This window comes from Rothia sp. HMSC072B04, assembly GCF_001813725.1.
Lineage (GTDB): Bacteria > Actinomycetota > Actinomycetes > Actinomycetales > Micrococcaceae > Rothia > Rothia mucilaginosa.
Genome location: NZ_KV813793.1, coordinates 36,981 through 61,774, shown reverse-complemented (window position 1 = coordinate 61,774; position 24,794 = coordinate 36,981). Strand labels below are relative to the sequence as shown.

General features: G+C 59.8%; 20 protein-coding genes. 7 read left to right on the top strand and 13 right to left on the bottom strand.

Annotation, left to right across the window (positions count from 1 at the left end):
• Positions 1-66 precede the first annotated feature (66 nt).
• A complete protein-coding gene (locus HMPREF2928_RS01460) occupies positions 67-828 on the top strand; it encodes an HAD family hydrolase (RefSeq protein WP_070687117.1) in 762 nt (253 codons plus the stop codon).
• Between the two features lie 1,385 nt (positions 829-2,213).
• Here the strand turns inward: HMPREF2928_RS01460 and HMPREF2928_RS01455 are convergent.
• From HMPREF2928_RS01455 to HMPREF2928_RS01440, 4 genes are all read right to left on the bottom strand, one after another.
• Positions 2,214-2,909, bottom strand: a complete 696-nt coding sequence (locus tag HMPREF2928_RS01455) for a methionine ABC transporter permease (protein ID WP_012902834.1) — start codon at positions 2,907-2,909, stop codon at positions 2,214-2,216.
• Positions 2,910-3,965: a methionine ABC transporter ATP-binding protein gene (locus HMPREF2928_RS01450; RefSeq protein WP_070687115.1), complete on the bottom strand. Its 1,056-nt coding sequence runs from the start codon at positions 3,963-3,965 to the stop codon at positions 2,910-2,912.
• A 146-nt stretch (positions 3,966-4,111) separates the two neighbouring features.
• Positions 4,112-4,990, bottom strand: coding sequence for a MetQ/NlpA family ABC transporter substrate-binding protein (locus HMPREF2928_RS01445; RefSeq protein ID WP_070687112.1), 879 nt, complete (start codon positions 4,988-4,990; stop codon positions 4,112-4,114).
• Positions 4,991-5,307: 317 nt separating this feature from the next.
• A complete protein-coding gene (locus HMPREF2928_RS01440; protein ID WP_083311361.1) occupies positions 5,308-7,086 on the bottom strand; it encodes a long-chain-fatty-acid--CoA ligase in 1,779 nt (592 codons plus the stop codon).
• A 147-nt stretch (positions 7,087-7,233) separates the two neighbouring features.
• Here HMPREF2928_RS01440 and HMPREF2928_RS09140 point away from each other — a divergent pair, with 147 nt between their 5' ends.
• Genes HMPREF2928_RS09140 through HMPREF2928_RS01430 form a run of 3 tightly spaced genes read left to right on the top strand, consistent with a single transcriptional unit; the run spans position 7,234 to position 9,197 of the window.
• A complete protein-coding gene (locus HMPREF2928_RS09140) occupies positions 7,234-7,383 on the top strand; it encodes a hypothetical protein (RefSeq protein WP_168165529.1) in 150 nt (49 codons plus the stop codon).
• Positions 7,383-8,045: a sugar O-acetyltransferase gene (locus HMPREF2928_RS01435; protein ID WP_012902830.1), complete on the top strand. Its 663-nt coding sequence runs from the start codon at positions 7,383-7,385 to the stop codon at positions 8,043-8,045. Before HMPREF2928_RS09140 ends, HMPREF2928_RS01435 begins: the two co-directional genes overlap by 1 nt.
• Positions 8,046-8,090: 45 nt before the next feature.
• The gene (locus tag HMPREF2928_RS01430; RefSeq protein ID WP_070687110.1) at positions 8,091-9,197 is read left to right on the top strand and encodes a hypothetical protein; all 1,107 of its coding nucleotides are present in this window, start codon (positions 8,091-8,093) and stop codon (positions 9,195-9,197) included.
• Between the two features lie 175 nt (positions 9,198-9,372).
• Here HMPREF2928_RS01430 and HMPREF2928_RS01425 read toward each other — a convergent pair whose 3' ends face one another.
• The 6 genes from HMPREF2928_RS01425 to HMPREF2928_RS01400 form a co-directional block, all read right to left on the bottom strand.
• A complete protein-coding gene (locus tag HMPREF2928_RS01425; protein WP_070687108.1) occupies positions 9,373-10,848 on the bottom strand; it encodes a dihydrolipoamide acetyltransferase family protein in 1,476 nt (491 codons plus the stop codon).
• Positions 10,849-10,947: 99 nt separating this feature from the next.
• Entirely contained in the window at positions 10,948-11,934 is a 987-nt protein-coding gene (locus tag HMPREF2928_RS01420) for an alpha-ketoacid dehydrogenase subunit beta (protein ID WP_070687106.1), read from the bottom strand.
• Between the two features lie 2 nt (positions 11,935-11,936).
• A complete protein-coding gene (locus HMPREF2928_RS01415) occupies positions 11,937-13,103 on the bottom strand; it encodes a thiamine pyrophosphate-dependent enzyme (protein WP_070687104.1) in 1,167 nt (388 codons plus the stop codon).
• Positions 13,104-13,505: 402 nt separating this feature from the next.
• Positions 13,506-14,633 carry a histidinol-phosphate transaminase gene (locus tag HMPREF2928_RS01410; protein WP_012902822.1) on the bottom strand — a complete coding sequence of 376 codons (1,128 nt, stop codon included), beginning with the start codon at positions 14,631-14,633 and terminating at the stop codon, positions 13,506-13,508.
• 252 nt (positions 14,634-14,885) lie between these two features.
• On the bottom strand, positions 14,886-17,294 hold the full coding sequence (locus HMPREF2928_RS01405; RefSeq protein WP_070687102.1) for an extensin: 2,409 nt from the start codon (positions 17,292-17,294) through the stop codon (positions 14,886-14,888).
• A gap of 19 nt (positions 17,295-17,313) precedes the next feature.
• Positions 17,314-17,907 carry an ABC transporter substrate-binding protein gene (locus tag HMPREF2928_RS01400; protein WP_070687100.1) on the bottom strand — a complete coding sequence of 198 codons (594 nt, stop codon included), beginning with the start codon at positions 17,905-17,907 and terminating at the stop codon, positions 17,314-17,316.
• A 251-nt stretch (positions 17,908-18,158) separates the two neighbouring features.
• Between HMPREF2928_RS01400 and purB the strand changes: the two genes are divergently transcribed.
• A complete protein-coding gene (purB, locus tag HMPREF2928_RS01395; protein WP_049357353.1) occupies positions 18,159-19,592 on the top strand; it encodes an adenylosuccinate lyase in 1,434 nt (477 codons plus the stop codon).
• A gap of 109 nt (positions 19,593-19,701) precedes the next feature.
• Here purB and HMPREF2928_RS01390 read toward each other — a convergent pair whose 3' ends face one another.
• Positions 19,702-20,583, bottom strand: a complete 882-nt coding sequence (locus HMPREF2928_RS01390) for a hypothetical protein (protein ID WP_049346152.1) — start codon at positions 20,581-20,583, stop codon at positions 19,702-19,704.
• Between the two features lie 272 nt (positions 20,584-20,855).
• On the opposite strand from HMPREF2928_RS01390, the gene HMPREF2928_RS01385 reads away from it, so the two are divergent.
• Both HMPREF2928_RS01385 and HMPREF2928_RS01380 read left to right on the top strand, forming a co-directional pair.
• Complete coding sequence (locus HMPREF2928_RS01385; protein WP_070687098.1) at positions 20,856-21,917, top strand: EamA family transporter; 1,062 nt, start codon at positions 20,856-20,858, stop codon at positions 21,915-21,917.
• A gap of 343 nt (positions 21,918-22,260) precedes the next feature.
• Positions 22,261-23,082, top strand: coding sequence for an EamA family transporter (locus HMPREF2928_RS01380; RefSeq protein WP_246823539.1), 822 nt, complete (start codon positions 22,261-22,263; stop codon positions 23,080-23,082).
• Between the two features lie 128 nt (positions 23,083-23,210).
• Here the strand turns inward: HMPREF2928_RS01380 and HMPREF2928_RS01375 are convergent, their stop codons facing one another.
• Both HMPREF2928_RS01375 and HMPREF2928_RS01370 read right to left on the bottom strand, forming a co-directional pair.
• Positions 23,211-23,999, bottom strand: coding sequence for a spermidine synthase (locus HMPREF2928_RS01375; RefSeq protein WP_070687096.1), 789 nt, complete (start codon positions 23,997-23,999; stop codon positions 23,211-23,213).
• Positions 23,999-24,763 carry a DsbA family protein gene (locus HMPREF2928_RS01370; RefSeq protein ID WP_070687094.1) on the bottom strand — a complete coding sequence of 255 codons (765 nt, stop codon included), beginning with the start codon at positions 24,761-24,763 and terminating at the stop codon, positions 23,999-24,001. The genes HMPREF2928_RS01375 and HMPREF2928_RS01370 overlap by 1 nt, the downstream gene beginning before the upstream one ends.
• Positions 24,764-24,794 lie beyond the last annotated feature (31 nt).

The following is a 24,794-nucleotide window of genomic DNA, read 5'->3' as shown; positions in this document are numbered from 1 at the left end:
CTGCATGTTTTCTCACGCACCGGGCCACCGCTTCCATAGCCTAAAACCCTGTGAGAGACTGACATTATGTTTGAACACACAGTACCCTCCGATTGGTTCCCCCGTTGCGCAATCTTCGACTGCGACGGCATCCTCCTCGACTCCGAGACCGTCTGGAACGATGTGCAGCGTGAGCTTTTCGCCCGCTGGTCTGTTCCCTTCACCGAGGAGGTGGAGCATCGCCTCACCGGCCTGGCAGCAGCCGATGTCGCCGAGGAGCTTGCACTGCTCTCCTACGAGGCGCAGAACGGCCAGAAGCCGGACACCGCCTCCGCAGAGTACGCCGAACACCATGAACGCGTGATGAAGGACCTGCTCACCACCGAGCACGAGGTCATCAGCTCCGGCGTGGACCTGATTGAGGGTGCGCAGAAGTTCCTGGGCTTCCTGAGCGAGCACATGCCGGTTGCGGTGGCGTCGAACTCCACCGCGAACATTCTGACCCTGAAAATGGAAAGCTACGGTTACGCCCCGCTGGTGCGCACCTGGGTCAGCAGCAACGACGTTCCGACCGGTAAGCCCGCTCCGGATATGTACCTGGAGGCGGCACGTCGCCTCGGCTTTGAGGGCCACGAGGCGCTGGCGTTCGAGGACTCCCCCGCGGGCGCGCAGGCGGCACGTGACGCCGGTACGAAGGTCATGATTTACGTTCCGGAAGGCACCGACCCGGCAAAGGCACCGGCCGGTTTTGGGCGCTTCGATTCGTTCAATGACCCGCAGCTCTGGGAGGCGGCACGCACCTGGATCGCCAAGCTTGAGGCGGCACAGCAGTCTGAGGCAGCTCAATAGTCTGAGGCAGCGCAGAACTAAGCACGTACCGCAGACGCCTCACCGCGCCACCGCCTCACCTGATAGGCAGCATCAAGAAAGACCCCCGGCCCGCTCCTCAAGGAGCAGACCGGGGGTCTTCTATGCTTTATCAGCTGCCTCTCTAGCACCCGCTCTTGTAGCCCTTTGACCTCATCAGCACTCTCGCGGAGCGCTACTTTTCCAAAGTCTCACTAAACGGTACCAATACAAAACATCACGAGAACCTGAACATTGGCAGGTTCTCGTGATGCTAGGTGTTTTAGAACTCCAAGGATGCTTATTTCGGCTGTTGCTTATAGAAAACAAAAGCGTACAGGATACTCATAAGTAGAACTACAACCTGAGCCAAAGGGTCAAGCCAATACACTTGTAAAATTACCACAGCTAACATAAACAATACGGATTTTATGAAGGATACTGCAGGTTTTACGTAGTTCTTATTTGCACGATATGCAGAGTACCCAACAACTCCACAAAGAATTAAAATACTGGCAACATTATAAAACATTATATCATGCGAAGATGTAAAATAATAGCAAGAATAACCTGCGAACCATAATTCAGGTATCGGTATGTATCTAGTGTCGACCAACTTAATCACCTCAGATATTTATTCAACTTTTGCTTTCAGTGGTGGTATACCCCGTTTCGTTTGAGTTTGTAGAAAAGCTACCTAAAGTAGGTGAAACAGATGAGACGCTTTGTGGAGCAGTGGATTCTGCGTGAGCAGGATAGCTCACCAGCCCAGATATACCTATCGCTACAGTTGCAGAAATACAACTTACAATTGACTTACTAACATTTTTTCATTGCCTGTCCTTCTCTAGCTGTTGATATTATCTCTAGCTTGATGTGAACCGGAACACTTTTATGATATCAATTAGCAAAATGGGAGTCAAGATTATTTTAGTAACGATTCAATAATAATTTGCACCACTACAAACTATAGTATTTAGCTGCTAAAGCTCCCAGCCCGTTCTCTCTCCTCAGCAAACTTGCATCCTAAGTCGTCTTAATGCGCTTCAGATGCTCCTCTGCCTTAAACATTTCTAGGTTCTTATCGCAGATACAGCGGTAAACAGTCTTCACTTCCCCTGCTGCTTTCACCCACCTCTCTTCTTCTTTCCTACGTGCGTATGCTTTTTTCGCTGGTGCGCACCTGGGTCAGCAGCAACGACGTTCCCACCGGTAAGCCTGCCCCGGATATGTACCTGGAGGCGGCGCAGAACTAAGCGGCATCCGCCCTCCACCTCGTAGCAGCATAAAAAAGACCCCCGGCCCGCTCCTCAAGGAGCAGACCGGGGGTCTTCTATGCTGTATCAGCCGTACCTACAGTACCTACAAGGCCTACAAGGGGCACGAGCTTATCGGCGCATAACCTTCTTCGCCAGGAAGTTACCGATGAACTGAACCAGCTGAACCAGGACGATAATAATCGCCACAACAGCCCAGGTGATCTCATCGTTGAAGCGCTGGTAGCCGTCCACAATCGCGATCTTACCCAGACCACCGGCACCCACGTAACCGGCCATAGCGGACATATCCACCACGCCAATGACGAGGAAGGTGTAACCGAGGATCAGCGGGCCAAGCGCCTCCGGAATCATCACGGTGAACAGGATGGTCAGCTTTGAAGCGCCCATCGCACGCGCCGCCTCAATCACGCCCGGGTCAATGGAGACCATGTTCTGCTCCACGATACGGGCAATAGCGAATGCAGCACCGAAGCTCATCGCGAAGACCGCCGCATTCACGCCCAGGCGGGTACCCACCACGGCGCTCGTCAGCGGGCCCAAAGCCGCAATCAAAATAATGAACGGAATCGGGCGAATCACGTTCACCAGAATGTTCAGGATCGTGTACACGAAACGGTTCTGGAAGATGTTGCCCTCACGGGTGGTGTACAGCAGAGCACCCACAATCAGGCCGACCAGACCGGCACACAGCATGGTGATAGACACCATGTAGAACGTATCGCCGATAGCCGGGAGCAGCTTCTCGGGCAGGAACTCGGACCAGTCCGTCTTAGACGCAGCCAGCGGAAGAGTAGTAGCAAACATTTAGCGCACCTCCTGCACGCGGGCAACGGTCTTCAGTTCGGCAACGGCGGCATCAATGCTGGTGATTTCGCCGAGGAGTTCCAGGGTGAGGGTACCGTACGCCTTACCCTGCAGGGTCTCAATACCGCCGCCCACAATGTTGAAGCGGACGTTACGGGCGCCCAGGTAGGACAGCACCTTTCCGAGCTCCTGGTTACCCTCCACGATTTCAACGTTGATGAGGTAACCCTTGTGGTTTGCGCGCAGCTCAGCCGCTTCCTTGCCGGTGGGGGCGAGCTTGACGGTGGTCGCAACAAACAGCTTTGCCACGTCGGTCTGCGGGTTGGAGAAGACGTCGTAGACGTTGCCTTGCTCCACCACGCGGCCGGACTCCATGACGGCCACACGGTCAGCGATGCTGGAGACCACGTCCATCTCGTGGGTAATCACCACGACGGTCACACCCAGTTCACGGTTCACACGCTTAAGAAGCGCAAGAACTTCATGAGTGGTTTCCGGGTCCAGCGCACTGGTGGACTCATCCGCAAGCAACAGGGCGGGGCTGGTCGCGAGCGCACGAGCAATACCCACACGCTGCTTCTGACCGCCCGACAGCTGGTTCGGGTAGTGGCCTGCACGGTCGGCAAGACCCACGAACTCAAGCATTTCCAGGGCGCGTTCGCGGCGGTCCTTCTTAGACCAGCCGGCAATCTTCAGCGGGAACTCGACGTTACCGAGCACGGTGCGGGAGTTCATCAGGTTGAACTGCTGGAAAATCATACCGATATTGGTGCGTGCTTCACGCAGTTCAGAGTCGCGCTTACCGGAAATCTGGAAGCCACCGACGATCAGGGTGCCGCTGGTGGTGGTTTCCAGGCCGTTAATGAGGCGGACCAGGGTAGACTTACCGGCGCCGGAGTAGCCGATAATTGCAAAGATTTCGCCGCGGTTAATGCTGAGGGAGACGTTGTCCACAGCAACTACCGCCTTGGGGCCGTTGCCGAAGACCTTGGAGACTCCGTCCAGAACCACCATGGGCTCGGTGCTGTCACCGAAGCTCTGTACCAGTTCACTCATAAGTTTGTATCCGTTATATGTCGTGGTTGGGGCGCTAAAGGGCATTAACGCCGTTACGCAAAGGACGGTAAGCCTGTCGTGACCCGCATCGGGTGCTTAGACTTACCGCCTTTGCGTATGCCTAGAGGAGGCGTGTATTCAGAAGATTACTTCTTGGCGCGCAGCTTGGCTTCTTCGTTAGCCAGGGACTGACGCAGCTCGTCGGTGCTCACGTTGACCTCAACAGCGGTGCCGCGGGTCTCTTCCTGAACGACATCCATGACGGGCTTGGTGTGGAAGATTTCGACAATCTTCTTGTAGGTCTCGTCGTCAGCCTTGTCCTTCTGAGCAACGAAGAGGTTCACGTACTTGATTGCCGAGGGGTCGGTCTTGGGGTCGTCCTGAGCCAGTGCGTCTGCGGGCTTGAGGCCTGCATCCTTGAGGAAGTCGTTGTTGACGACTGCGCCGTCAGCGGACTCCATGCCAACCACGGTCTGGGTTGCGTCGACGGGGGTGACCTTCACCTTGGAGTTAGCGGTGTCCACGTCGTCGATGGTGGGTGCGTCAACATCAGCGTTCTTGAAGGTAACCAGACCGTTGGTCTTCAGCAGCTTCAGCGCGCGTGCTTCGTTCACGGTGTCGTTCGGGATAACGATCTCGCCGCCCTGGGGGATGTCAGCCAACTTGGAGTGCTTCTTGGAGAACAGAGCCATCGGGTAGATGACGGTCGGGCCGACAATCTGCAGGTCCTTCTTAGCGCTCACGTTGTAGTTGGACAGGTACGCGATGTGCTGGAAACGGTTCATGTCGATGTCACCGGCGTCCAGTGCGGGGTTCGGCTCGGTGTAAGCGCTGAACTCCTTGAACTCAATGTCGATACCCTGCTTCTTAGCTTCTTCCTTCAGGGTCTTGTTGAACTTCTCAGAGCCAACCACACCGATGGTGACCTTCTTGGAGCTGGAGGAAGAGGAGGAGTTGGTGGAACCGCAGGCTGCCAGGCCAAAGACCATGGGGACAACTGCGAGTGCAGCAGCAAACTTCTTCACGGCTATGAATCTTTCTGTTGAATGATGATGCGTTCCACCGGGTGCTCACGTTGGTACTAGCACATCCGATGGGAATGATGATGGGACAATTACAGCATGCACAAGGGCGGGTGTGGAAGTTAATGGCTATTCATGAGACACAGAACGTCAAGGTCGTCATATTTTGTCATAATTCGTCATGCAGTGATTATTTGCCAGGTCACAAAGCGTCATTGACGGTGTATTCAGGCGCACACAAAACGCCGGCCCGGGTACGAAAACCCAAGCCGGCGTCCATCTAACCCACTCATTACGAGCAGGCGGCGAATCAACCAGTACTACTGATCGAACTCACCCGAAGCAATCAGCTGCTCACGCACCTTACGGCGCAGAACCTTACCCAGCATCGAACGGGGCAGGTCATCCACCACCACGATGCGGCGCGGAACCTTATAGCGGGTCACCTTCGAGTAGCAGTGCTCACGCAGGGTGTGTTCCTGCACCACGCGTCCCGGGGCGGCAACCACGGCGGCAACGACCATCTCGCCACCGGCGGGCAGCGGAATACCGACCACTGCCGCATCCGCGACCATGTCGTGCTGCTTGAGGGCGACCTCAACCTCCGTCGGGGAGACATTGAAGCCACCGGTGATGATGACCTCCTTGATGCGGTCCACAATCTGAATGAAGTAGTCCTCGTCCAGGCGCACAATATCGCCGGTACGCAGCCAACCCTCGGGGGTGATGGTCTTAGCCGTCTCGTCCTCACGCTTCCAGTAGCCAGCAAAACGCTGAGGGCCCTTCACCCACAGCTCGCCCTCTTCGCCCTCGGGCACGTCCTCGCCGGTCTCCGGGTCCACCACACGAATATCGGTGGAGGGGAACGGAACACCAATAAAACCGGCACGGCGAGTGTCATTGAGCGGGTTGCAGGACACCAGCGGCGCGCACTCGGTCAGGCCGTAGCCTTCCACCATGAAACCGCCGGAAGCTTCCTCCCACTCGGCAACCAGCTCAGGAGGCAGGTTCATCGCACCGGAGACTGCATAACGGATACCCTCCAGGGACACGCCGCGCTTCTTCGCCTCATCCATGAGGCGGCGGTACACCGGCGGAACCGCAGGCAGAATGGTCGGGCGAGTCTTCTTCATCGCCTTCAGAATCAGGTCCATGTCCACGGTCGGGAACAGCACCAGGCGGGCGCGGCACAGCGACGCAATCGTCACGCCCAGGGTCATGCCGTACGCGTGGAACAGCGGCAGAACCGAGTAAATCACCTCGTCATCACCCGGGTTAATCCATACCTCACCCATGCGGCCATTAGACTCCAGGTTGCGGTGCGTGAGCATCACGCCCTTCGGCAGGCCGGTCGTACCCGAGGTGTACTGCAGCAGCGCAATATCGTGCGCCGTCGGGCGGCGATGCGACGGGTCAATACGCTCGCTCTTCACCAGCTGAGCCCACGACACCGTACCCGGCGCAGGACCGGTCAGCTTCTCACGCGAAGCACGCGCGCTCTTCAACGGCAGCTTCAGCGCGGTACGCATCAGCGCGGGCATCGCCGAAATCATGTTCACTGAATAAATATGGTTCGGGCGGATATCCGCCGGAAGACCCGTAATATGCGAGGCAATCTTATCCCACACAATCGCGACCTTCGCGCCGTGGTCCTCAAACATGTGGCGCAACTCCGCGCCCGTATACAGCGGGTTATGCTCCACCACAATCGCACCCAGACGCAGAATCGCGTAAAACGCCGCAATATGCTGAGGACAGTTCGGCAAAATCAGCGCCACACGGTCACCCGGCTGCACGCCCGCCACACGCAGACCCTCCGCCGCACGCTCAATCTGATCCCCCAACTCAGCGTAGGTCGTGGTCGCGCCAAAAAACTCCAGCGCCACCTTGTGGGGTACGGTGCGGACCGCCTCATCAATGAGGTGACTCAACGACGTCTCCGGGAGCTCAATATCGCGTGCAGTCCACGTAGCATAGTTCTTCAACCAGGGGCGATGCGCCAACGGATGCGCGCCAGCAGACGTGCCAGCCGATACGCCAGCGGGGGATGCAGGAGCCGCCGCATCCTGCAGGTTCGTGTTCTTCTGAGCCTCAGTCATGCATTGATTGTGCCTTCCCACACCCTCACGCTTCAACTCAGCGGGGCCTCTTCCCACGCTGAAAATCACACGGTACGCCCGCCCCAGATACCGCAATAAACACCGAAACACTAAGGTAAACCCAAGCAACTCTGGGATACTTAAAGCATGAGTAAACGACAGCAAGAGATCACTGACGAACAGTTCAAGAAGCTCCTCCGCGAAATTTCCAAACGATTCGCTATCGCCGGAGGAGTCGTCATTCTCTTCGGAATGGCCATCATCGCGCTAGTCTACCTTCTGGGAGGAGCCCACTAATGCACACCCCGCAGCGCCCCACTGGTGAAAACTTCAACCGCATGACCAACGGTTCCGTCTACATGGCCGACGCCGAATGCGCCGCACAGTTCAAGCGCATTTACGCCGCCACCATCCTCGCCGAAGAACACTACGCACGCGGCGAGCAGGCGCAGGCAATGCACGTCTACCGTGAACACCTCGGCCACCTGGGCGAACACGCCCACATCCGCCCCGGCGCACGCTTCGACTACGGCGTGAACACCTACATCGGTAACGGCTCCTTCTTCAACTTCGGCACCGTCTTCCTGGACGTCTGCCCGATCCGCATCGGCTCCACCGTACTGGTTGGCAGCAACGTACAGTTCATGACCCCCACCCACCCGCTCCACCCCGGCGACCGCGCCGACTACTGGGAAGCAGGCGCACCCATCACCGTTGAAGACAACGTATGGATCGGTAGCGGAGCTATCATCCTGGGCGGCGTGACCATCGGCAAGAACTCCGTCATCGGCGCAGGCACCGTCGTCACCAAGGACGTCCCCGCTAACTCCCTCGTGGTGGGCAACCCCGGCCGCGTCATTCGTACCCTGGGCGAGAACGAGCGCCCCGCGCACCCGCACACCTTCTCCGCAGAAGCTATGGAAGAAGCACGCGCCTTCTACGCTGACCGCGCGCTCTAAGGCAACCCGCACACCACGACCCCAGGATTAGATCCAAAGGACTTAATGAACGCACAGAACAACACCCCGCAGCAGCGTCCGGCTGCCGCGGCGTCCTCCCCCACCGAAAGTGACCTGTGGGAGGCGGCATTCTCCTCCGACGACCCCACCGTGGTCCTGACCGATGAGGAGCTGAACGCGGCACGCCGCGCCCACGAAAAGGCGCGCGAGTCGAGCTCTTCGGCGCAGTCCTCCGCACAGTCCTCGCAGGATGCGACCCGCCCCCTCACCGAGGCGGCTACCGCAACCCAGCCGATCCTCTCCCCCAGCGCCACTTCTCAAGGCGCAGAATCCGGCGCTCACTTCGGCGAACCCGGAGATGACAACCTCAGCTGGCTCGACAAGCCTGCAGCCCCCAGCACGGACAACGTACGCGGCGGTGGCGCCCCCACTACCGCACCTGCCACCGCTGCAAGCTACGAGGTGCCCGCACCCGGCAACGCCCATGCGGCACCCAGTGCCCCGCAGGCTAATCCGGCGGATGATGACCACTTCGTCATCCCCGCCCCCGCAGGTGATGCCGCTGGCTCGGAACCCATCCTCACCGCCGCAACCGCACTGTCCATGCAGAAGAGCCGCTACTCCCGCATGCACCTGTTGCCCGGTCTGCTCGGCTGGCTGATTACCATCTCCCTCATGGACGGTGGCCTGTGGGCTATCCAGTCGTGGCTGACCCTGACCGGTCAGAGCGAGTCCATCGACTACGCCACGGTGGTCTCCCGTCTGTTCAGCGGCGCATCGAACGCTGTGCCGGTCGCGGTGGCGTTGGGTGTGCTCATCTTCTTCGCCTACCTGGTGGGCGGTTACGCGGCGGGACGCATGGCACGATTCGCCGGTGCGAAGCAGGGCATTGCCGTATGGCTCTGGCAGATTATGGTGCTCATCATCGGGTCCCTGGCGACCTTCCTCGCGCCTCAGCTGTTCCAGAACGGTGTCGCGTCCCTGTCCCTGCAGAAGCTGATGGGGGGCGACTTCGCTAACGGCCTGCTGGCGGTTCTGCTGGTTCTGGCGTTGAGCTTCCTCGGCGCTATCCTCGGCGGTCTGTGCGGACGCCTGTACCACCGCCGAGTGGACAAGTACCCGAGTGACCAGGTGGCACGCGAGGACGCCTAGGCTTCTGGACACCTAGTCTTCTAAGCGCCCGCGCCTCGTTGCGATAGGAATGAACCGTACAGAAAACCTCCGGTACCTTAAGTAAGGTACCGGAGGTTTTCTGCATCTAAATATCTGTATCCTCAACAGCCTCAGCTACCCAGCAATACGACGCTGACTAGCTAAAACATGCCGCCTAGTGGTCCAGCAGCAAGGCAGGCTCCTCAAGAATTGCTGCCACATCAGCCATGAAACGAGCCGACAGGTCGCCATCCACCACACGGTGATCGAAGGAGCCACCCAGGGTCGTCACCCAGCGAGGAATAACCTCACCATCAACAACCCACGGCTTCTGCTTAATCGTACCGAAGGCAACAATCGCCACCTCACCGGGATTAATAATCGGGGTACCCGTATCAATACCCAGCGAACCAATATTCGTAATGGTCAGGGTGCCGTTCGCCATCTCAGCGGGCTGAGTCTTACCCTCACGGGCGCGAGTAGTCAGGTTGTTCAGCGCAACCGCCAGCTCACGCAGGGACAGCTCCTGAGCGTCCTTAATGTTCGGGACCATCAGGCCGCGCGGGGTTGCCGCAGCAATACCCAGGTTCACGAAGTGCTTAATCTGGATTTCGCTATCGGTCCAGGTCGCATTGACCTGCGGGTTACGCTCAGCAGCCCAAATGACCGCGGCAGCAAGCACCAGCAGCGGGGTGACCTTCACGCCCTCAAAGTGGCGAGACTTCTTCAAACGCTTCACGAACTCCATGGTGCGGGAGGCATCAACGTCCACGAAGATGGACACGTGCGGGGCGCTAAACGCTGAAGCAACCATCGCCTTCGCGGTAGCCTTACGCACGCCACGCACCGGGATGCGCTCAATGCGGTCACCGGGGGTGGTTGCGGGCTGCCAGAAGGGCTGGCCGGCGCCGCTATGCTGCACATCGCTCAGGTGCGCCACATAGTTCATGAGGTCCTGCTTGGTCACCTGGCCGCGCGCACCGGTAGCGGTCACATTCGCCAGGTCAACACCCAACTCCTTTGCGGCAAGACGCACCGGAGGCGGCGCGAGGGTCGGGCGGTGCGGAACCTGCTCGGGAGCCAAAGTCGGCGCGGGAGCCGCTACGGGCTCGGGTGCCAGACGCTGCACCACCGAGTTCAGCGGGGTGTTCTCCACAAAGCGGGAGGCGCGCTCAGCCAGCTCGCTCAGCAGGCCCTGGTTGCGATTCACCGGGTCGGCGGGGGTGTGCGCCACGGGTGCCTGAACAGCCGGTGCGACCGGTGCCGCAGTAGCCTGTGCGGGCTGGGATACGGAGGCGGGGCGCTTGCGGGCGCGGCGCTTCACAGCGTCCGCCTTGGGGCCGGAACCGACCAGTGCGGTGCCGGATTCAGTCTCCGCTGCGGCGGGTGCCGCCGGGGTTGCGGGTGCGTTGTCGCCTCCGGAGATGCTGATAATCGGGGTGCCCACCTCAACGGTTTCGCCTTCGGCAACGAGCAGCGCCTCAACGGTGCCGGCGAAGGGCGAGGGCAGTTCAACAACACTCTTCGCGGTTTCAATTTCGACGAGGACGTCGTTGATGGCGACCTCGGTGCCGACTGCCACCTTCCAGCTGAGGATTTCTGCTTCGGTCAGGCCTTCACCCACATCAGGGAGCGGGAAAATCTGGGACATTTTTACCTCTCACTAGGGCATATACCCTATACGGAATATTCTGTGCGGGCTCGCAACCCGCCATAGCGCAACACGCTGATACGTCAGATCAGGGAATGCCTAGTAGTCAAAAGCGCGGTCAACCGCCTCAAGAATACGGTCAATATCGGGCACGTACTCTTCCTCAACGCGGGAGACCGGGTACGGCATGTAGTAGCCGCCCACGCGAATCACCGGCGCCTGCAGGCTGTAGAAGCAACGCTCCGTAATAGCCGCAGCCAGCTCGCCACCCATACCACCGAAGGTCGGCGCCTCGTGCGCAATAATCAGGCGGCCAGTCTTCGCCACCGAAGCGGCAACGGTCGGCACATCCAGCGGCGAAATCGAGCGCAGATCAATAACCTCGATCGAGCGGCCGTCCTCCACGGCAGCCTCTGCGGCAGCCAGAGCAACCGGCACCAGCGGGCCGTACGCAACGATGGTCGCGTCCGTACCCTCACGCACCACCTGGGCGCTAAACGGATCAAAGGAAGTGTCGTTAAAGTCCACTTCACCCTTGAGCCAGTAGCGGCGCTTCGGCTCAAAAATAATGACCGGGTCGGGGCACTCAATCGCCTTGCGGGTCATCCAGTACGCCTCGTGCGGGGTCGAAGGGGTCACAATGCGCAGACCCGCGGTGTGGGCGAACAGCGCCTCCGGGGACTCGGAGTGGTGCTCCACCGAACCAATCACGCCACCGTACGGAATGCGGATAGTCACCGGCACCGTGTACTGCTTATCGGTGCGGTTGTGGATCTTCGCCAGCTGGCTCGTGATCTGGTTGTATGCGGGGAACACGAAGCCGTCGAACTGAATCTCCGGCACGGGACGGTAGCCACGCAGGGCCATACCGATGGAGGTGCCGATAATGCCAGACTCGCCCAGGGGCGCATCCATGACGCGACGGTTGCCGAAGCGCGCCTGTAGGCCCTCGGTCACACGGTACACGCCGCCGAGCTTGCCGATATCCTCACCGAGCATGACGACGGTGCGGTCGGCTTCCATGGCGTCTTCCAGGCCGCGGGTAATCGCCTTGGCGAGGGTCAAACGTTCAATTTTCTCGCTCATCTTTACTCCTCTTCAAAGCCTGCGTTGTAGGTGCGGTAGAATTCGCGGTCGTCCTCAACCTGCTGGTGTTCCTGGGCGTAGACGCGGTCGAAGAAACGCTCAAAGTCGGCAACTTCGGTGTTCAGCACTGCCTCACGCACGCCGGATGCGACCTGCTGCGCGGATTCTGCAACCTCAGCAAAGAATGCATCATCGGCGTAGCCGTTATCGCGCAGGTGCTTCTCAAGGCGGAGCATGGGGTCGCGGCGCAGAGGACCTTCCAGGTCGGCGTCGGTGCGGTACTTGGTGGGGTCGTCCGCAGTGGTGTGCGGGCCGAGGCGGTAGGTCTCAGCTTCAATCAGCACGGGGCCTTCACCGGCACGGATCTTCTCCATGGCGTAGCGGGTTGCGGCGAGCACCGCGAGAACGTCGTTGCCGTCCACCCGGATACCTTCAAAGCCGTAGCCTGCGGCGCGGGTGGACACCGGCACGCGGGACTGCACCTCGAAGGGCACGGAGATAGCCCAGCGGTTGTTCTGCACGAAGAAGAGCACCGGTGCGTTATAGGAGGCGGCGAAGACCATAGATTCGTGAGCGTCGCCCTCGGTGGAGGAGCCATCACCGAAGTAGACCGCCACGGCGGGCTTCTGGGTGTCCTCGGCGGGGTCGGTTGCCTGGCCCTGACCGGTGCGGCGGGTGCCGGTTTCAGCCTCGATGTCGGCGTCGAAGTTCAGACCCATGGCGTAGCCGACTGCGTGCAGGGTCTGGGCCGCAAGCACCTTGGTGTAGGTGTGGAAGTTGTGCGCCTTCATGTCCCAGCCGTGGGTGGTGGAACCGCGGAAGATGGTGATCAGGTCGCGGAAGTCCACGCCACGCGCCAGAGCGACGGCGTGCTCACGGTAGGAGGGGAAGATGTAGTCGTTGGGTGCGTAGGCGAGTGCGGAGCCAACCTGTGCGGCTTCCTGGCCTCGACTGGGCACCCAGAGGGCGAGCTGACCCTGGCGCTGCAGGGCAGTTGCCTCGTCGTCGAATCGGCGGGTGGTGTACATGAGGCGGTATGCCTCGCGCAGGGTGTCTGCGTTGACGTCTTCGATGTACCGGCTGTAGGTGGGGTGTTCGTGTACGGTGCCGTTTTCATCCATGAGCTGGATGCGTTCGGGCACTCCGGGGTACTTGTCGTTCTCGTGCATCTAACCTCCACACGTGACGAGGGCTTGGCCCTCAGCGGCTTGGGTTTTAGTCTCAACGTTCACCTGATGGTGCAGGGTTTGAGGTGTTCCGGCAGGCCTGTGAGGGTCTGGGTATATATAGTTACCAGTCTACTCTTTCCGGCTTTATCTCGCGGCAGTTACGCTGATAACGCAGTGTATTGTGCCCTGTCATTCACTATTTGAACATCATTAAATTAAACCTCCCATATATTCTTTTTCTAGAATATATAGGAGGTTTAGTTTAGCCATTAAGCGCTTTTTCGAGCCGCCATTTTTCCCACGCGAGAACCGATTGAAAAGCTTAAACGATCCTCGACAAGGGAAAATAGTACATTGTTCAATTATGGTCGGGTCATCACCCAAGCCCCTTCACAAGAGGCTCTAGAGACCCTTCGCGAAGACCTCGCAGAGCGAGAGGAAACGGTCGTTCGCCTCCACTTCACCGATACTCACGCGAACACCCTCGGTACCAAACGCACGCACCGACAGCGCATGCTCAGCCATCAGCTGCACGAACTCACCCGTGCGCTCCCCCAGCGGCAGCCATACAAAGTTCGCGTAGGTGCTCGGGAACTCGTACCCCAGCTCGCGCAAGCGGGCGGTCACGCGCTCACGCTCAGAGACCAGGTGGCTCACGCGCTCCATCACCGCATCCTCATGCTCGATGGAGGCGATAGCCGCCGCCTCAGCCAGCGCCGTCACGGCGAACGGGGTTGCCGCCACGCGCAGGTGCTGCGTAATCTGCGGGTGCGAAATCGAGTAGCCCACGCGCAGACCCGCCAGGCCCTGCGCCTTGGAGAAGGTGCGCAGAATAATGACGTTCTCATAGTCGCGGTAGATGTCCAGGCCGTTCAGCGGGGCTTCTTCACCTTCCGGCACGGTGGAGGCGGCGCAGAACTCGAAGTACGCCTCATCAATCACCACGGGGATGTGGGCGGGCACCTTCTCCAGGAACGCACGGATTTGGCTTTCGGTGACGGCGGGGCCGGTCGGGTTGTTGGGGGTGCAGACCAGGATCAGGCGGGTGCGGTCGGTGATGGCTGCCGCCATGGCGTCCAGGTCGTGTGAGCCGTCGGGCAGGTTCGGCACCTGCACGCTGCGAGCGCCCATAATGCCGACGAGGATCGGGTATGCCTCGAAGGAGCGCCAGGCGTAGATGACTTCATCCTGCACGCCGTCGGCGTTTACGCCGGCGAAGGTTTTGAGGATTTGGTTGAGCGCACCGAGGCTTCCGGCACCGGTGACGATGTCGTCAGCGTCCACGCCGAGCCGTGCGGAGAGCTTCTGACGCAGGGCGGTGGAGAGCGGGTCGGGGTAGCGGTGCGCTGTCGCAAATTCTGCGAGGACGCGCGCAACCTCGGGTACGGGGCCCAGCGGGTTCTCGTTCGAGGAGAGCTTGTACTGAGTGAGGCCTTCAACGGGTGTGGGCGGCTTGCCTGCCGCGTAGCTGGGCAGGGTGTTGAAGACGGGGCGGACCGGGATGTTGGCGTGTTCAGCTGACTGGCTCATGGTTCCAGTATGTGCCTGCGGGCGGCTCGGAGGCTAACGCTTCTCACCTGGAGAGCAGGTCGCGAGCAAGCTGTAACTGTGCAGGCAGCAGATACTGGCCGCGAGTGCTGTACGCAAAGATGGAGGGGCGCCGCCGGGGTTGTTCCCGGTGGCGCCCCTCCTTTTCTCTTCTCTACTCTACTCGTCCCCTCCACCCTCCACCGAGTCTTTGAGATACAGAGTCCTTGAGATTGATGCTTTTAGACTCGGTGTTTAGACCATCAGGGGTTCACGCTCCTCGAGGGGAGTCAGATCCTCGGGAGGGCCTGGGGCGCGAAACCCGGGGTCGATGTTCTCGGGCGGAGTTGGTGCGAGGAAGCCGGGGTCAATGCTCTTGGGCGGGAGCATGGGTGCCGGCTTCTGGCCTGGCAGGATGGGAATGAGCGACTCAACGCCGTCGTAGTCTCCGCCTTGCCTGGCTCCGAAGATTGGAGGATTCTTGAGCGCGGAACCCGCGTTAGGGAGCTGCAGCTGATCGATGATTGGCTGAGTAACAGCCTTTTCGATGTGCGTATGCAGATCTGCAGGTTTGGGCAGAATGTCCGGCGGGATTAGACCTGCAGGGGGTAGCTGCCCCTCTGCCTCGATTCGAGTGGGCATCTTGATGGGCGCAGGCTCCGGACGGCTCAGGTCGCTCGGCATCTTGATGTGGGCAGGCTCGGGGCGGCTCAGGTCGCTCGGCATCTTGATGGCGGGCGGCAGATGCTGCGGGTTGTATCCCTGCAGGAGGGGCACCTTGGGCATCTGCGGCACAGGCATTTCGGGCCATGCAGGCTGCGGGTTCTGAGATTCCTGCGGAGTCGGCTCGGGGTGAGGGATGGTCTTTTTGATGCCCTCGATGACGGCGGGGATTTGCTTAGCAGCCGCCTGTACGGTTTCTCCAGCTTCTCGCTGGAGACCCTCGGCCCTCTGCTTGGCAATCTCCATGCCCTGTTGGACATCTGAGACGGTATCTTCGATACCACGCTTTGCTTGCCCCAGGCGCCCGCCTGTCAGCTGATCAATCCCCTCAACTATACCCAAGCCACCAGGGATAGTTCCTGATGCAAGGGCTGCAACAGCGTAGCCCTCGGTACGTTTGATAGTTATACCCACTCGTAGAGCGGGAGGCAGACCGTCCGGCAGGTTTGAGGCGGAGGTAACCTTCTGTTCCCCCAGCACATACTCTTTACCATCCATTGCGGCGCGCATGCCGCCAGGCACCTTGCCGCTATGCCCTTCACGGTGTAGGGCTTCGTGGTAATTTACGGCATGATGCTCATGGTTATTGACGGTGATTACCGTATCGCGTTCATCAGGATGCCACGGTTCTCCAAAAATCTGTGGCAAGGGAATCTTCTTTGCTATATCAGGAACCCCATCGCCGTCACCCTCCACGTAATCCACGGCAAAGTCACGTTGTTTGGCTGACATACCTCGCATCGGGGCAGCTTGGGCATAGACACCCACAATATTGATTTCTTTGGCGACTTCAGCACTATTCGCCATGTTGTGGGCGATCATTGCTCCCTGGCTGAAGCCCTCCATGTATACACGAGCACCCTTGGGAGCACCAGCATCACGCAGAGCCTGCAAAATCATCATGTACGCAGAGTTCATCTGGTCTGGGCCCGCTGCTTCACGGAGAGTCCCCTCGCCATCTATGATGGATCCACCCCAAGATCCAAAGATAGTACCCGGAATGCTCACCACATACAGCGCATGGGCAGGGTCGCCTTCATGTCCTGCTTCGTACATAACGGTGACGAGTACGGCACTACGTTCAGCGGTCAAAGGGTCCTGCCGGGAACGTTCAAGTTCAAGGTCCTGCGCCTGCGCCGCCGCCAGAAGACGTTCCGAGCTGGCGCCCACAGAGAGCTGGTTTTTCTCGCCGCGATGCGTAGCAATACCGTATTCCTCCGCAGAGGCTGTACGGACGTTGTAAACCGCGTTTCCACCGATAGCTGCCTTGATGAGGTTAGATAGACCACCGCCCAGTGCCTTTCGAGCAAGTCCTCGCGGAATGCCAAACATGCTTGCAAGGCGGTCAAATGCTCGCTGACGGGCAATTTCAGGATTCCATTTGGCATCCATGTAGGCGGTGAAGCCGAAAAGAATACCCGCCACGAGAGGCGAATACGGCAGCGTCCGAGATGCCGAGAAGTACCCAAGCTCGGGAATGGTGAGCTTCAAGAGGTAGGTAGCTTCGCCGGGTTCTCCAGCGATGAGGCCGCGGAAGTGACCTCGGGTGCTGCGTCCGTCGGGTAGCTTGCCGTCCTTTGCGATGCCCATGGATTCGAACCAGCCTGCGACGGTGTTTTCAACCTGCAGGTAGGAGCTGTGGGCGACTCGGACAACGACTGCGGTGGCGCCGAACTTTGCGGCACTCACACCGAGGTCTGCAGCGAGGCCGGTGCAGAGAGTGGCAGCCAGCTGGGCGCGTCCGTTGATGCCGAGGAAGAGTCGGGTCTCATTGGCGATGCCGAGAATGGGCACGGTACGGTCGGCGCAGGTGCGACTGACGGTGTCGAGGCCGTCAGCGATGGCGGGCATTTCTTCGAGGGTAACGCTGATGGTGCCTGCGGTGGGCCCTGCGGAGTCGGTGAGGTCACCGATGGGCGCAACGGTGGGTCCGGTAATCATGGTGTCTCCTAGGGTGAGGTTAGTGGGTTCGGATGAGCGAGCTCAGCCCGTCGGGCAGGTTCACGTGCATGAGTGAATCCAGCGTTGACTGGGCTTTTTGCACGCCTGAGCGGGCGATGATTTCGCCGGGGTTGAGTTTTTCGAGTGCGTCGGCTGCGCCGTCGGCGAGTTTGCCGAGTAGCCCGTCTACAACGGAGGCGGCAGCTTGGATTGCCTGCGCTTTGGCGGTGAGGTCGTTGGCGAGTTCTTCACCGGCGGCGGCGATCATGGCGGCGGCGCCTTCGGCTTGTTCGGCTTGGTTGCGGATTTTTTCGCGGTGTTCTTGGAGTTGTCGCCGGTAGGCGCGTCCGGCTTCGGAGGCCCAGTGGTCGCCGTTGAGTTCGTTGGCGCGTTGGTGTGCGGTGCGGATTTCTTGGGCTTCGGTGCGCATCCTGTGGGAGAGTTCTGCGCCTTTGGCACGGGCGAGGGCGGCGGCGGCCATGAGCTGTTCGGCGAGGGCGTGGCCGGCGGCGGTGCCGATGCCCATGTGTCCTGCTGCGCGGAGGATATCGGTTGGTTCGATGCGGGGCAGCTGGGGTACGGGTGGTGGTGCGGTGTCGACGAGGGTGCTCATAGTGTGTCCTTTCGCGGCGGGTTTGTTTTAGGCTAAATCTGCCGCGGTGACCGTGCAGGCGGAGTACGCCAACCTGTGGATAACTCAGGCTTGTTTCGAAGAATTCGCACGTTTTTGCCCCTCAAAACCCAAAAAATGCCCCCTCCGCACCCCCTCGTTTTGTCATATTTCTGCAACTAACCCAGCCACCCATCACGTCCATATGCTCTGCCCGCCTCTTTTTTTCGGCGAATTCATGCAAAAATAGAGTTATGTCTCACACCAATAACACCTTCTTGCCTTCTGGCCGTATTGACCTGGGCACCGGCGAACTTGCGCTGGGCCCCCTCGACGGACGCTACGCATCCGTGACCGCCCCCCTGACCAACTACCTTTCTGAGGCGGCGCTGAACCGCGACCGCATCCACGTTGAGGTTGAGTGGTTCATCTACCTGTGCGAGCATTCGATTCTTCCGGGCCTGTCCCCGCTCACCGGTGAGCAGAAGAACGGTCTGCGCGCCATCGTGACCGATTTCAACGCTGATTCTGTGGCGGAGCTGGCTGAGATTGAGGCAGTCACCGTTCACGATGTGAAGGCGGTCGAGTACTACATTGGCCGCCGCCTGGAGGGCCTGGGCCTGGGTCACCTGGTGCCGCTGGTTCACTTCGGCTGCACTTCTGAGGACATTAACAACCTCGCCTACGCGTTGGGCATCAAGGATGCTGTTGAGAACGTGTGGGTTCCGGCTGCTGAGAACCTGATTGAGGTTCTGCTGAAGCTGGCTGAGGAAGGCCGCGACGTGCCGATGCTGTGCCGCACTCACGGTCAGCCTGCAACTCCCTCCACCCTGGGTAAGGAGCTGGGCGTGCTCGCGTACCGCCTGAAGCGCCAGGTGAAGCACGTTGCTGCTGCTGAGTTCTTGGGCAAGATTAATGGTGCAACCGGCACCTACGCTGCTCACTATGCGTCGGTTCCTGACGCTGATTGGCAGGCTGTTTCTCGTGGTTTTGTGGAGCACCTGGGCCTGACCTGGAACCCGCTGACCACCCAGATTGAGTCGCACGACTGGCAGGCCGAGCTGTACTCGGATATCGCGCACTTCAACCGTGTGCTGCACAACCTCTGCACCGATGTGTGGAGCTACATTTCGATTGGTTTCTTCCGTCAGATTCCGGTGGCTGGTGCGACCGGTTCGTCGACTATGCCGCACAAGGTGAACCCGATTCGCTTTGAGAATGCGGAGGCTAACCTGGAGCTCTCTAACGCTCTGCTGGATTCGCTGGGTTCGACCCTGGTGACTTCTCGTTGGCAGCGTGACCTGACTGACTCGTCGGCGCAGCGCAATATCGGTGTGGCGTTTGGTCACTCGGTGCTGGCTATCTCCAATGTGGTGAAGGGTCTGCAGCGTCTGGATATTGCGACCGACGTTATTTCTGCTGATCTGGATTCCAACTGGGAGGTTCTGGCTGAGGCGATTCAGATGGTGATGCGCGCTGAGGCTATTGCAGGTGTTCCCGGCATGGAGAACCCGTATGAGCGCCTGAAGGAGCTGACTCGCGGTCACCGCGTGGATGCTGCTCGTCTGAAGGAGTTTGTGGCTACTCTGGGCCTCTCCCCCGAGGCTGAGGCACGTCTGTCGGCTCTGACTCCGCACACCTATAACGGTATTGCGGCTCAGCTGCTGGATCACGCGAAGAACGCTTAGTCCGTAGCAAAGATATAAACAAAAGACCCCGGGTCCCTGCATTCAGGGATTCGGGGTCTTTAGCGTGTTGGGTCTTCGCTATGTTCCGGTTTTATGACCGGCGAGGATTTTAGCGGCCGAGCATGCGGTGGTGACCGGTTTCGGTGTCGTTGCCCTTGTCGCGGGTGAAGACCTTGCCTACAGCCTTACCTGCGTCCTTGACGCCCTTGAGCAGGGAGCCAGCCACGCCGGAGGAGCCGTCCGAACCTTCGCCGCCCTGTACGCGCGGTGCACGCGGGGTAATCATGAGCTCTGCGGGGAAGTAGGCGGGCGCGTCGCCGAAGGCTCGGCGGGTGTTGCGCACGACGTCCTTGCCGAGGGTCAGGTTCGCGCCACCGCCAACGACTGCGCCCACGCCGAAGGGCAGGGCACGGCCGAGCAGTGCACCGGTCTGGCGGGTGAGGAAGCGGCGGATGAACATGTTTCGGATGGTACGTTCGACGCTGAACATCTTGCCGCTGGAGGAGTTGCCGAGCAGCATGCCCCACTTGTTGGAGACACCGCCTGCCTTGCCGGTCTGCAGCAGCACGGTGTTCATGAGCTGGGAGCCTTCTTCGCCGAGCATGATTGCCATGACCATGGAGCGGGCGGTTTCGGGGTCGTGTACGTGCACGCCGTGCAGTTCTGCGACTGCCTGGGCGTAGAGTGCGGTGCGTTCGAGGTAGCCGCCGACTGCGAGCGCGGACAGGCTCATGGAGGTGACGGTACCGACGCCGGGCACGAATGCGGATGCGCCGGTGACGCCGCCGATGGCGGTGATGTCGCGCAGGTAGGTGCGGTCGAGGCGCTTGTGGATTTGTTCGGGGGTTTCGTCGGGGTGCGCTTCACGGAGTTTTTTGACGATGGACAGCGCGAGCGGTCGTTGCATGCGCAGTACGTTGTCGAGGGTGGTGGTTAGCGCGGGACGGGGGTTGCCGTCTTCATCGAATAGAGACTTCTTCGGGTCAAGCATGCTCTCAGTAAATCACGGCTGGGTGAATATTTCCTGGATATAGGGGTTGTAGTGGGGTGCGGGGGTGAAATTTCACCGAGGGCGTGTGGTTTTTTGTCTACTTGTTAAGGTGTTTTGGTCTTTATTTGCGCCGGATTTTAAAGCGCGTAAAATTGTCGTAGATTACACACTATTCATTATTTGCATAGTGCGTGACCTGTTTCACGACGATTCGGGGTCGCGCCTGATGACAGATAGCGGCTGATACCTCTTCTGGACTAATAAGGATTGCTATGACTTCTTCCACCCATACGCCCAATGCTGCGCGTTCCCCTGTGATGACTCAGGGGTTGGGTGTTGCGTATGCGACCGGCGCGATTATTTCGGCGCAGTTCGGTGCGGCTCTTGCTAAGCAGCTGATGGGCGATTTGGGCCCCTGGGGCGTGGTGACTCTGCGCCTGCTGACCTCCACCATTTTGATGTGGGCGTTTTTCCGCCCGCAGATTCGTTCGTGGACTCGCGCGCAGTGGCTGACAGTTATTGTCATGGGTATTGCGTTGACCGGCGCGAATGCGTTCTTCTATGTGGCGATTGAGCAGGTTCCGCTGGCGATTGCGGTGGCTATTGAGTTCATGGGTCCGCTGGTGCTGGCGACGGTTATGTCGCGCCGCAAGCTGGATCTGGTGTGGATTGCGCTGTCCTTTACGGGTATGGCGATTCTGACCGCTGAGTCGCAGGCGAAGCCGGAGGATTTCGCCCTGGTGGGTGTGTTCTTTGCGGTGCTGACCGCTATTTCTCGTGCCGCCTACATTCTGGCGACTGAGAAGGTGGGCGCGCTCATCCCGGGTATGGGTGGCATGGTCATGGGTAACGCTGTTTCGACCCTGTTGGTTCTGCCGTTCCCGTTTATCCTAAGTGGCAATAACCTGTTGAAGGTCACTCAGGATGTGAACCTGCTGGCTATTGGCTGCTTGATGGGTCTGCTGGCTTCTGCTCTGCCGGCGCTGGGTGAGGTTTCTTCGCTGCGTCTGTTGCCCGCGCATATTTATAGCGTGGTGCTGTCCCTGGAGCCTGCGATTGCAGCGGCTGTGGGTATTGTGATGCTTGGTGAGGCTACCGGCCTGGTCCGCTGGGTTGCTATTGCTCTGCTGGTGGCTGCGAGTATCGGTATTTCAATTTCCCACGCTCGCGCGCAGAAGAAGGCTCAGGAAGACGGCACTATGGATGATCCCGATCGCTACCTGCCCGGCGCGGTGGATGCCCACGCGGTTGATATTGCGCAGATGGCAACAAGTTCCATTACGCTTCCGTCGGCTACGCAGATCAAGGCTGACCGTGAGGCGAAGGGCCTCTAATCTGCTGAACTGTAGCCGTGTCAACGGTTTCTAGCGCCCCCGGGTGACGAGTAGGATAGTATCTCGTGTTGCCCGGGGGCGCGCTCTTTAACTGCGCTAGTCAGGTTCTTGCCCCCTCCGCCCGAATCGATACGTCACCTGTACACCTTGAGAGACGCACCACCTCCCTGTGATGCACAGGAAGGAGAATCATGCCGCATACTTCATCTCAACGTCCCGCACTGGGCATTATGTTTGTGCTGATATCCTGCTCGTCGCTGCAGTTCGGTGCCGCGTTCGCGGTGAGGCTCTTCCCGTTGTTTGGTGCTCTGGCTATTAGCGTCAGCCGTCGGCAATTGCTTCCATGGTGGTGGGTAGCGCCGTGTGGTTGGCGGCGCGTTGGCGTACCCGCCGCGGCGGCAAAATGCCGCCGGGTGCGCTGTCCTGGTCGAAGGAGCAGTGGCGTGCCGTCATCATTTTCGGTATGACTTTCGGTCTGATGAACGGCTTCTTCTATTGCGCGATTGACCGCATCCCGATTGGTTTGGCGGTTGCGGTGGAGTTCTTGGGCCCGCTGGCGTTGGCGTCCATGCTGACGCGCAGGCTCCGCGACGCGGTGTGGGTGCTCTGCGCCCTGGCGGGCATGCTGGTGCTCGGCTACGAGGCGGCGGTTGGTAAGGATACCGACTACCTGGGTCTGACGTTCGCGCTGATTGCTGGCGTGTTCTGGGCGCTGTATATTCGCTCTAGCGCGAAGGTGGGTGCCCTGGTTCCGGGTGCGAGCGGCCTGGCGGTGGCGATGCTTGTTGGTGCTGCGTTTATTGCCCCGGTGGCGGCGGTTGTTCCGGCGCCTCAGCCGATTTGGAATGCGGCGCAGGATCCGATGCTGCTCCTCATGATTTTTGGTACCGCCATGTTCGCTTCGGTGATTCCCTATAGCGCGGAGCTGATGGCTCTGCGTAACCTGCCGCAGCAGGTGTTTAGTGTGCTGATGAGCATGGAACCGGCGATTGCGGCGATTGCCGGTTGGGCGTTGCTGGATCAGGAGACCGGCCCGATTCGTTGGGTGGCAATCTGTCTGCTGATGACGGCGAGTGTGAGTATTACGCTGACCACCACGAAGGGTAATTCCCGCAAGCAGAAGGATGACGGCAAGGACCCCGTCCCCATGCCGCTACCCGAGTAAAACCAAAGTCCTGAGTAAAAATCCAAATTCTGCCGGCGTACGGCACGCGGCGTATAGAAAACTCATAGAGAAAACCGTTGAGGCGGGTACCTGGTTGGTACCCGCCTCAACGGTTTTGTATATCAGGTTTATCTCTCAGCCAGCTCGTCCAGCAGGTCGCGCAGCTCATCGGTGGTGAGCACCTCCGCCGGATGAGGGCCCATCGCGTACAGCCGGTCCTGGGTGTCCTCGTCGAGTTCGCGGGCGGTACCGACCAGCACGAGGTTGCCCTCATTCTGCCCGCTAATCATGGAACTTTCGCACAGGCACCACACGTGGTCGAAAACTTCCAGCATGGCGGTTGCCTGCAGCTGGAAGAAGGGCAGACCCGCGTCGTCACCCACGTTGATGGCGACCATGCCGCGCTCGTTCAGGGCGTCCTTGAGTTCGCGGTAGAAGTCGCGGTTCGCCAGGTGGGCGGGTGCATCCATGCCGGTGAAAATGTCGAGGATAATCGCATCGAAGCCGGGCACGCCCAGCAGTTCGGGCAGGTTCGCCAGCTGTTCGCGGGCGTCCCCCACCACCAACCGACAGTCGGTTCCGGCGGGTAGCGGCAGGCGGTCCGTTACGAAGCCCATGAGCTCGGGTTCAATATCCACGGCAACCTGGCGGGAGCCGGGGCGGGTCGCCTGAATATAGCGCACGAGGGTGAGCGCACCGGCGCCCAGATGTGCGGCGGTGATGGGTTTGCCGGTGGGTGCGAGCGCATCCACCGTGTTTGCGATGCGGCGCAGGTACTCATAGAACACGTAGTCGGGGTTCTGTACGTCCACGTGGGACTGCTCGGCGCCACCGATTTCGAGGACGTGGCCGTGGTCGCTGAACCCGTCGGGGTGAATTTCGGCGCGCTGCCCGCCGGAGAGCTGAATGTGTGCCACTACTTCACGCCAGCTTCACGCTTGAAGGTGCTGACCAGCTCATCCACCGAAGAGGAGGAGTCCAGGCCCTCGATGACCTTATCGTTCACGGCGAAGGTGGGGGTTCCCTTCACACCAATCTTCACGGCGTGCTCGTAGTCGCGCTGAATGGGTTTGATGGTTTCGGAGTCGAGCAAGACCTTATCGAACTCTTCGGTATTCAGGCCCAGTTCCTTGGCGTAGTCGTTGAAGAGGGTGCGCAGCTTGTCGCGCTCTTTGATGTTCTTCCAGTCGTTCTGGGTGTTGAAGAGCTTGTTCGCCATTTCGACGTGCTTACCCTGAGCTGTTGCGGCTTCTACGGCGAGCGCGGCGGGTACGGCGTTGGCGTGCATGTTCAGCGGCATGTGACGCACGGTCACGTTCATGATGCCGTCAAGCTTCTTGGCGGCTTCTTCAAACTTAGGTTCTGCCTTAGCGCAGTAGGGGCACTGGTAGTCGGTGTACAGGGTTGCGGTGCCTGCACCGGGTACTTCGCGGTTGAGGCGGTAACCGACGTAGCCGTCATCGGCGGTTGCCGAAGCAGTACCCGAAGGGTCAGCGGATGCCGAAGCGCTCGCGGATGCACTTGCCGAGGTAGCGGCGGTGCTTGCAGATGCGCTCGCCGAACCGCTCGCAGACGCCGATGCGGAAGGCTGGGAGGAGCTGGAACCGCATGCGCTCAGCCCCAGGGCGGCGGCGGGCACTACGCCCAGTAGCAGGGTGCGGCGGTTGAGGGGTGAAGTCATGGTGGTTCCTCTCTCTACGGGTGGCGGGCTG

Excerpts from the sequence above, each read along its gene's own strand:
- HMPREF2928_RS01460 (WP_070687117.1), top strand. The coding sequence starts at position 67 with ATGTTTGAACACACAGTACCCTCCGATTGGTTCCCCCGTTGCGCAATC.
- HMPREF2928_RS01455 (WP_012902834.1), bottom strand. The coding sequence starts at position 2,909 with ATGTTTGCTACTACTCTTCCGCTGGCTGCGTCTAAGACGGACTGGTCC.
- HMPREF2928_RS01450 (WP_070687115.1), bottom strand. The coding sequence starts at position 3,965 with ATGAGTGAACTGGTACAGAGCTTCGGTGACAGCACCGAGCCCATGGTG.
- HMPREF2928_RS01440 (WP_083311361.1), bottom strand. The coding sequence starts at position 7,086 with ATGACTGAGGCTCAGAAGAACACGAACCTGCAGGATGCGGCGGCTCCT.
- HMPREF2928_RS09140 (WP_168165529.1), top strand. The coding sequence starts at position 7,234 with ATGAGTAAACGACAGCAAGAGATCACTGACGAACAGTTCAAGAAGCTC.
- HMPREF2928_RS01435 (WP_012902830.1), top strand. The coding sequence starts at position 7,383 with ATGCACACCCCGCAGCGCCCCACTGGTGAAAACTTCAACCGCATGACC.
- HMPREF2928_RS01430 (WP_070687110.1), top strand. The coding sequence starts at position 8,091 with ATGAACGCACAGAACAACACCCCGCAGCAGCGTCCGGCTGCCGCGGCG.
- HMPREF2928_RS01425 (WP_070687108.1), bottom strand. The coding sequence starts at position 10,848 with ATGTCCCAGATTTTCCCGCTCCCTGATGTGGGTGAAGGCCTGACCGAA.
- HMPREF2928_RS01420 (WP_070687106.1), bottom strand. The coding sequence starts at position 11,934 with ATGAGCGAGAAAATTGAACGTTTGACCCTCGCCAAGGCGATTACCCGC.
- HMPREF2928_RS01415 (WP_070687104.1), bottom strand. The coding sequence starts at position 13,103 with ATGCACGAGAACGACAAGTACCCCGGAGTGCCCGAACGCATCCAGCTC.
- HMPREF2928_RS01410 (WP_012902822.1), bottom strand. The coding sequence starts at position 14,633 with ATGAGCCAGTCAGCTGAACACGCCAACATCCCGGTCCGCCCCGTCTTC.
- HMPREF2928_RS01405 (WP_070687102.1), bottom strand. The coding sequence starts at position 17,294 with ATGATTACCGGACCCACCGTTGCGCCCATCGGTGACCTCACCGACTCC.
- HMPREF2928_RS01400 (WP_070687100.1), bottom strand. The coding sequence starts at position 17,907 with ATGAGCACCCTCGTCGACACCGCACCACCACCCGTACCCCAGCTGCCC.
- purB (WP_049357353.1), top strand. The coding sequence starts at position 18,159 with ATGTCTCACACCAATAACACCTTCTTGCCTTCTGGCCGTATTGACCTG.
- HMPREF2928_RS01390 (WP_049346152.1), bottom strand. The coding sequence starts at position 20,583 with ATGCTTGACCCGAAGAAGTCTCTATTCGATGAAGACGGCAACCCCCGT.
- HMPREF2928_RS01385 (WP_070687098.1), top strand. The coding sequence starts at position 20,856 with ATGACTTCTTCCACCCATACGCCCAATGCTGCGCGTTCCCCTGTGATG.
- HMPREF2928_RS01380 (WP_246823539.1), top strand. The coding sequence starts at position 22,261 with ATGGTGGTGGGTAGCGCCGTGTGGTTGGCGGCGCGTTGGCGTACCCGC.
- HMPREF2928_RS01370 (WP_070687094.1), bottom strand. The coding sequence starts at position 24,763 with ATGACTTCACCCCTCAACCGCCGCACCCTGCTACTGGGCGTAGTGCCC.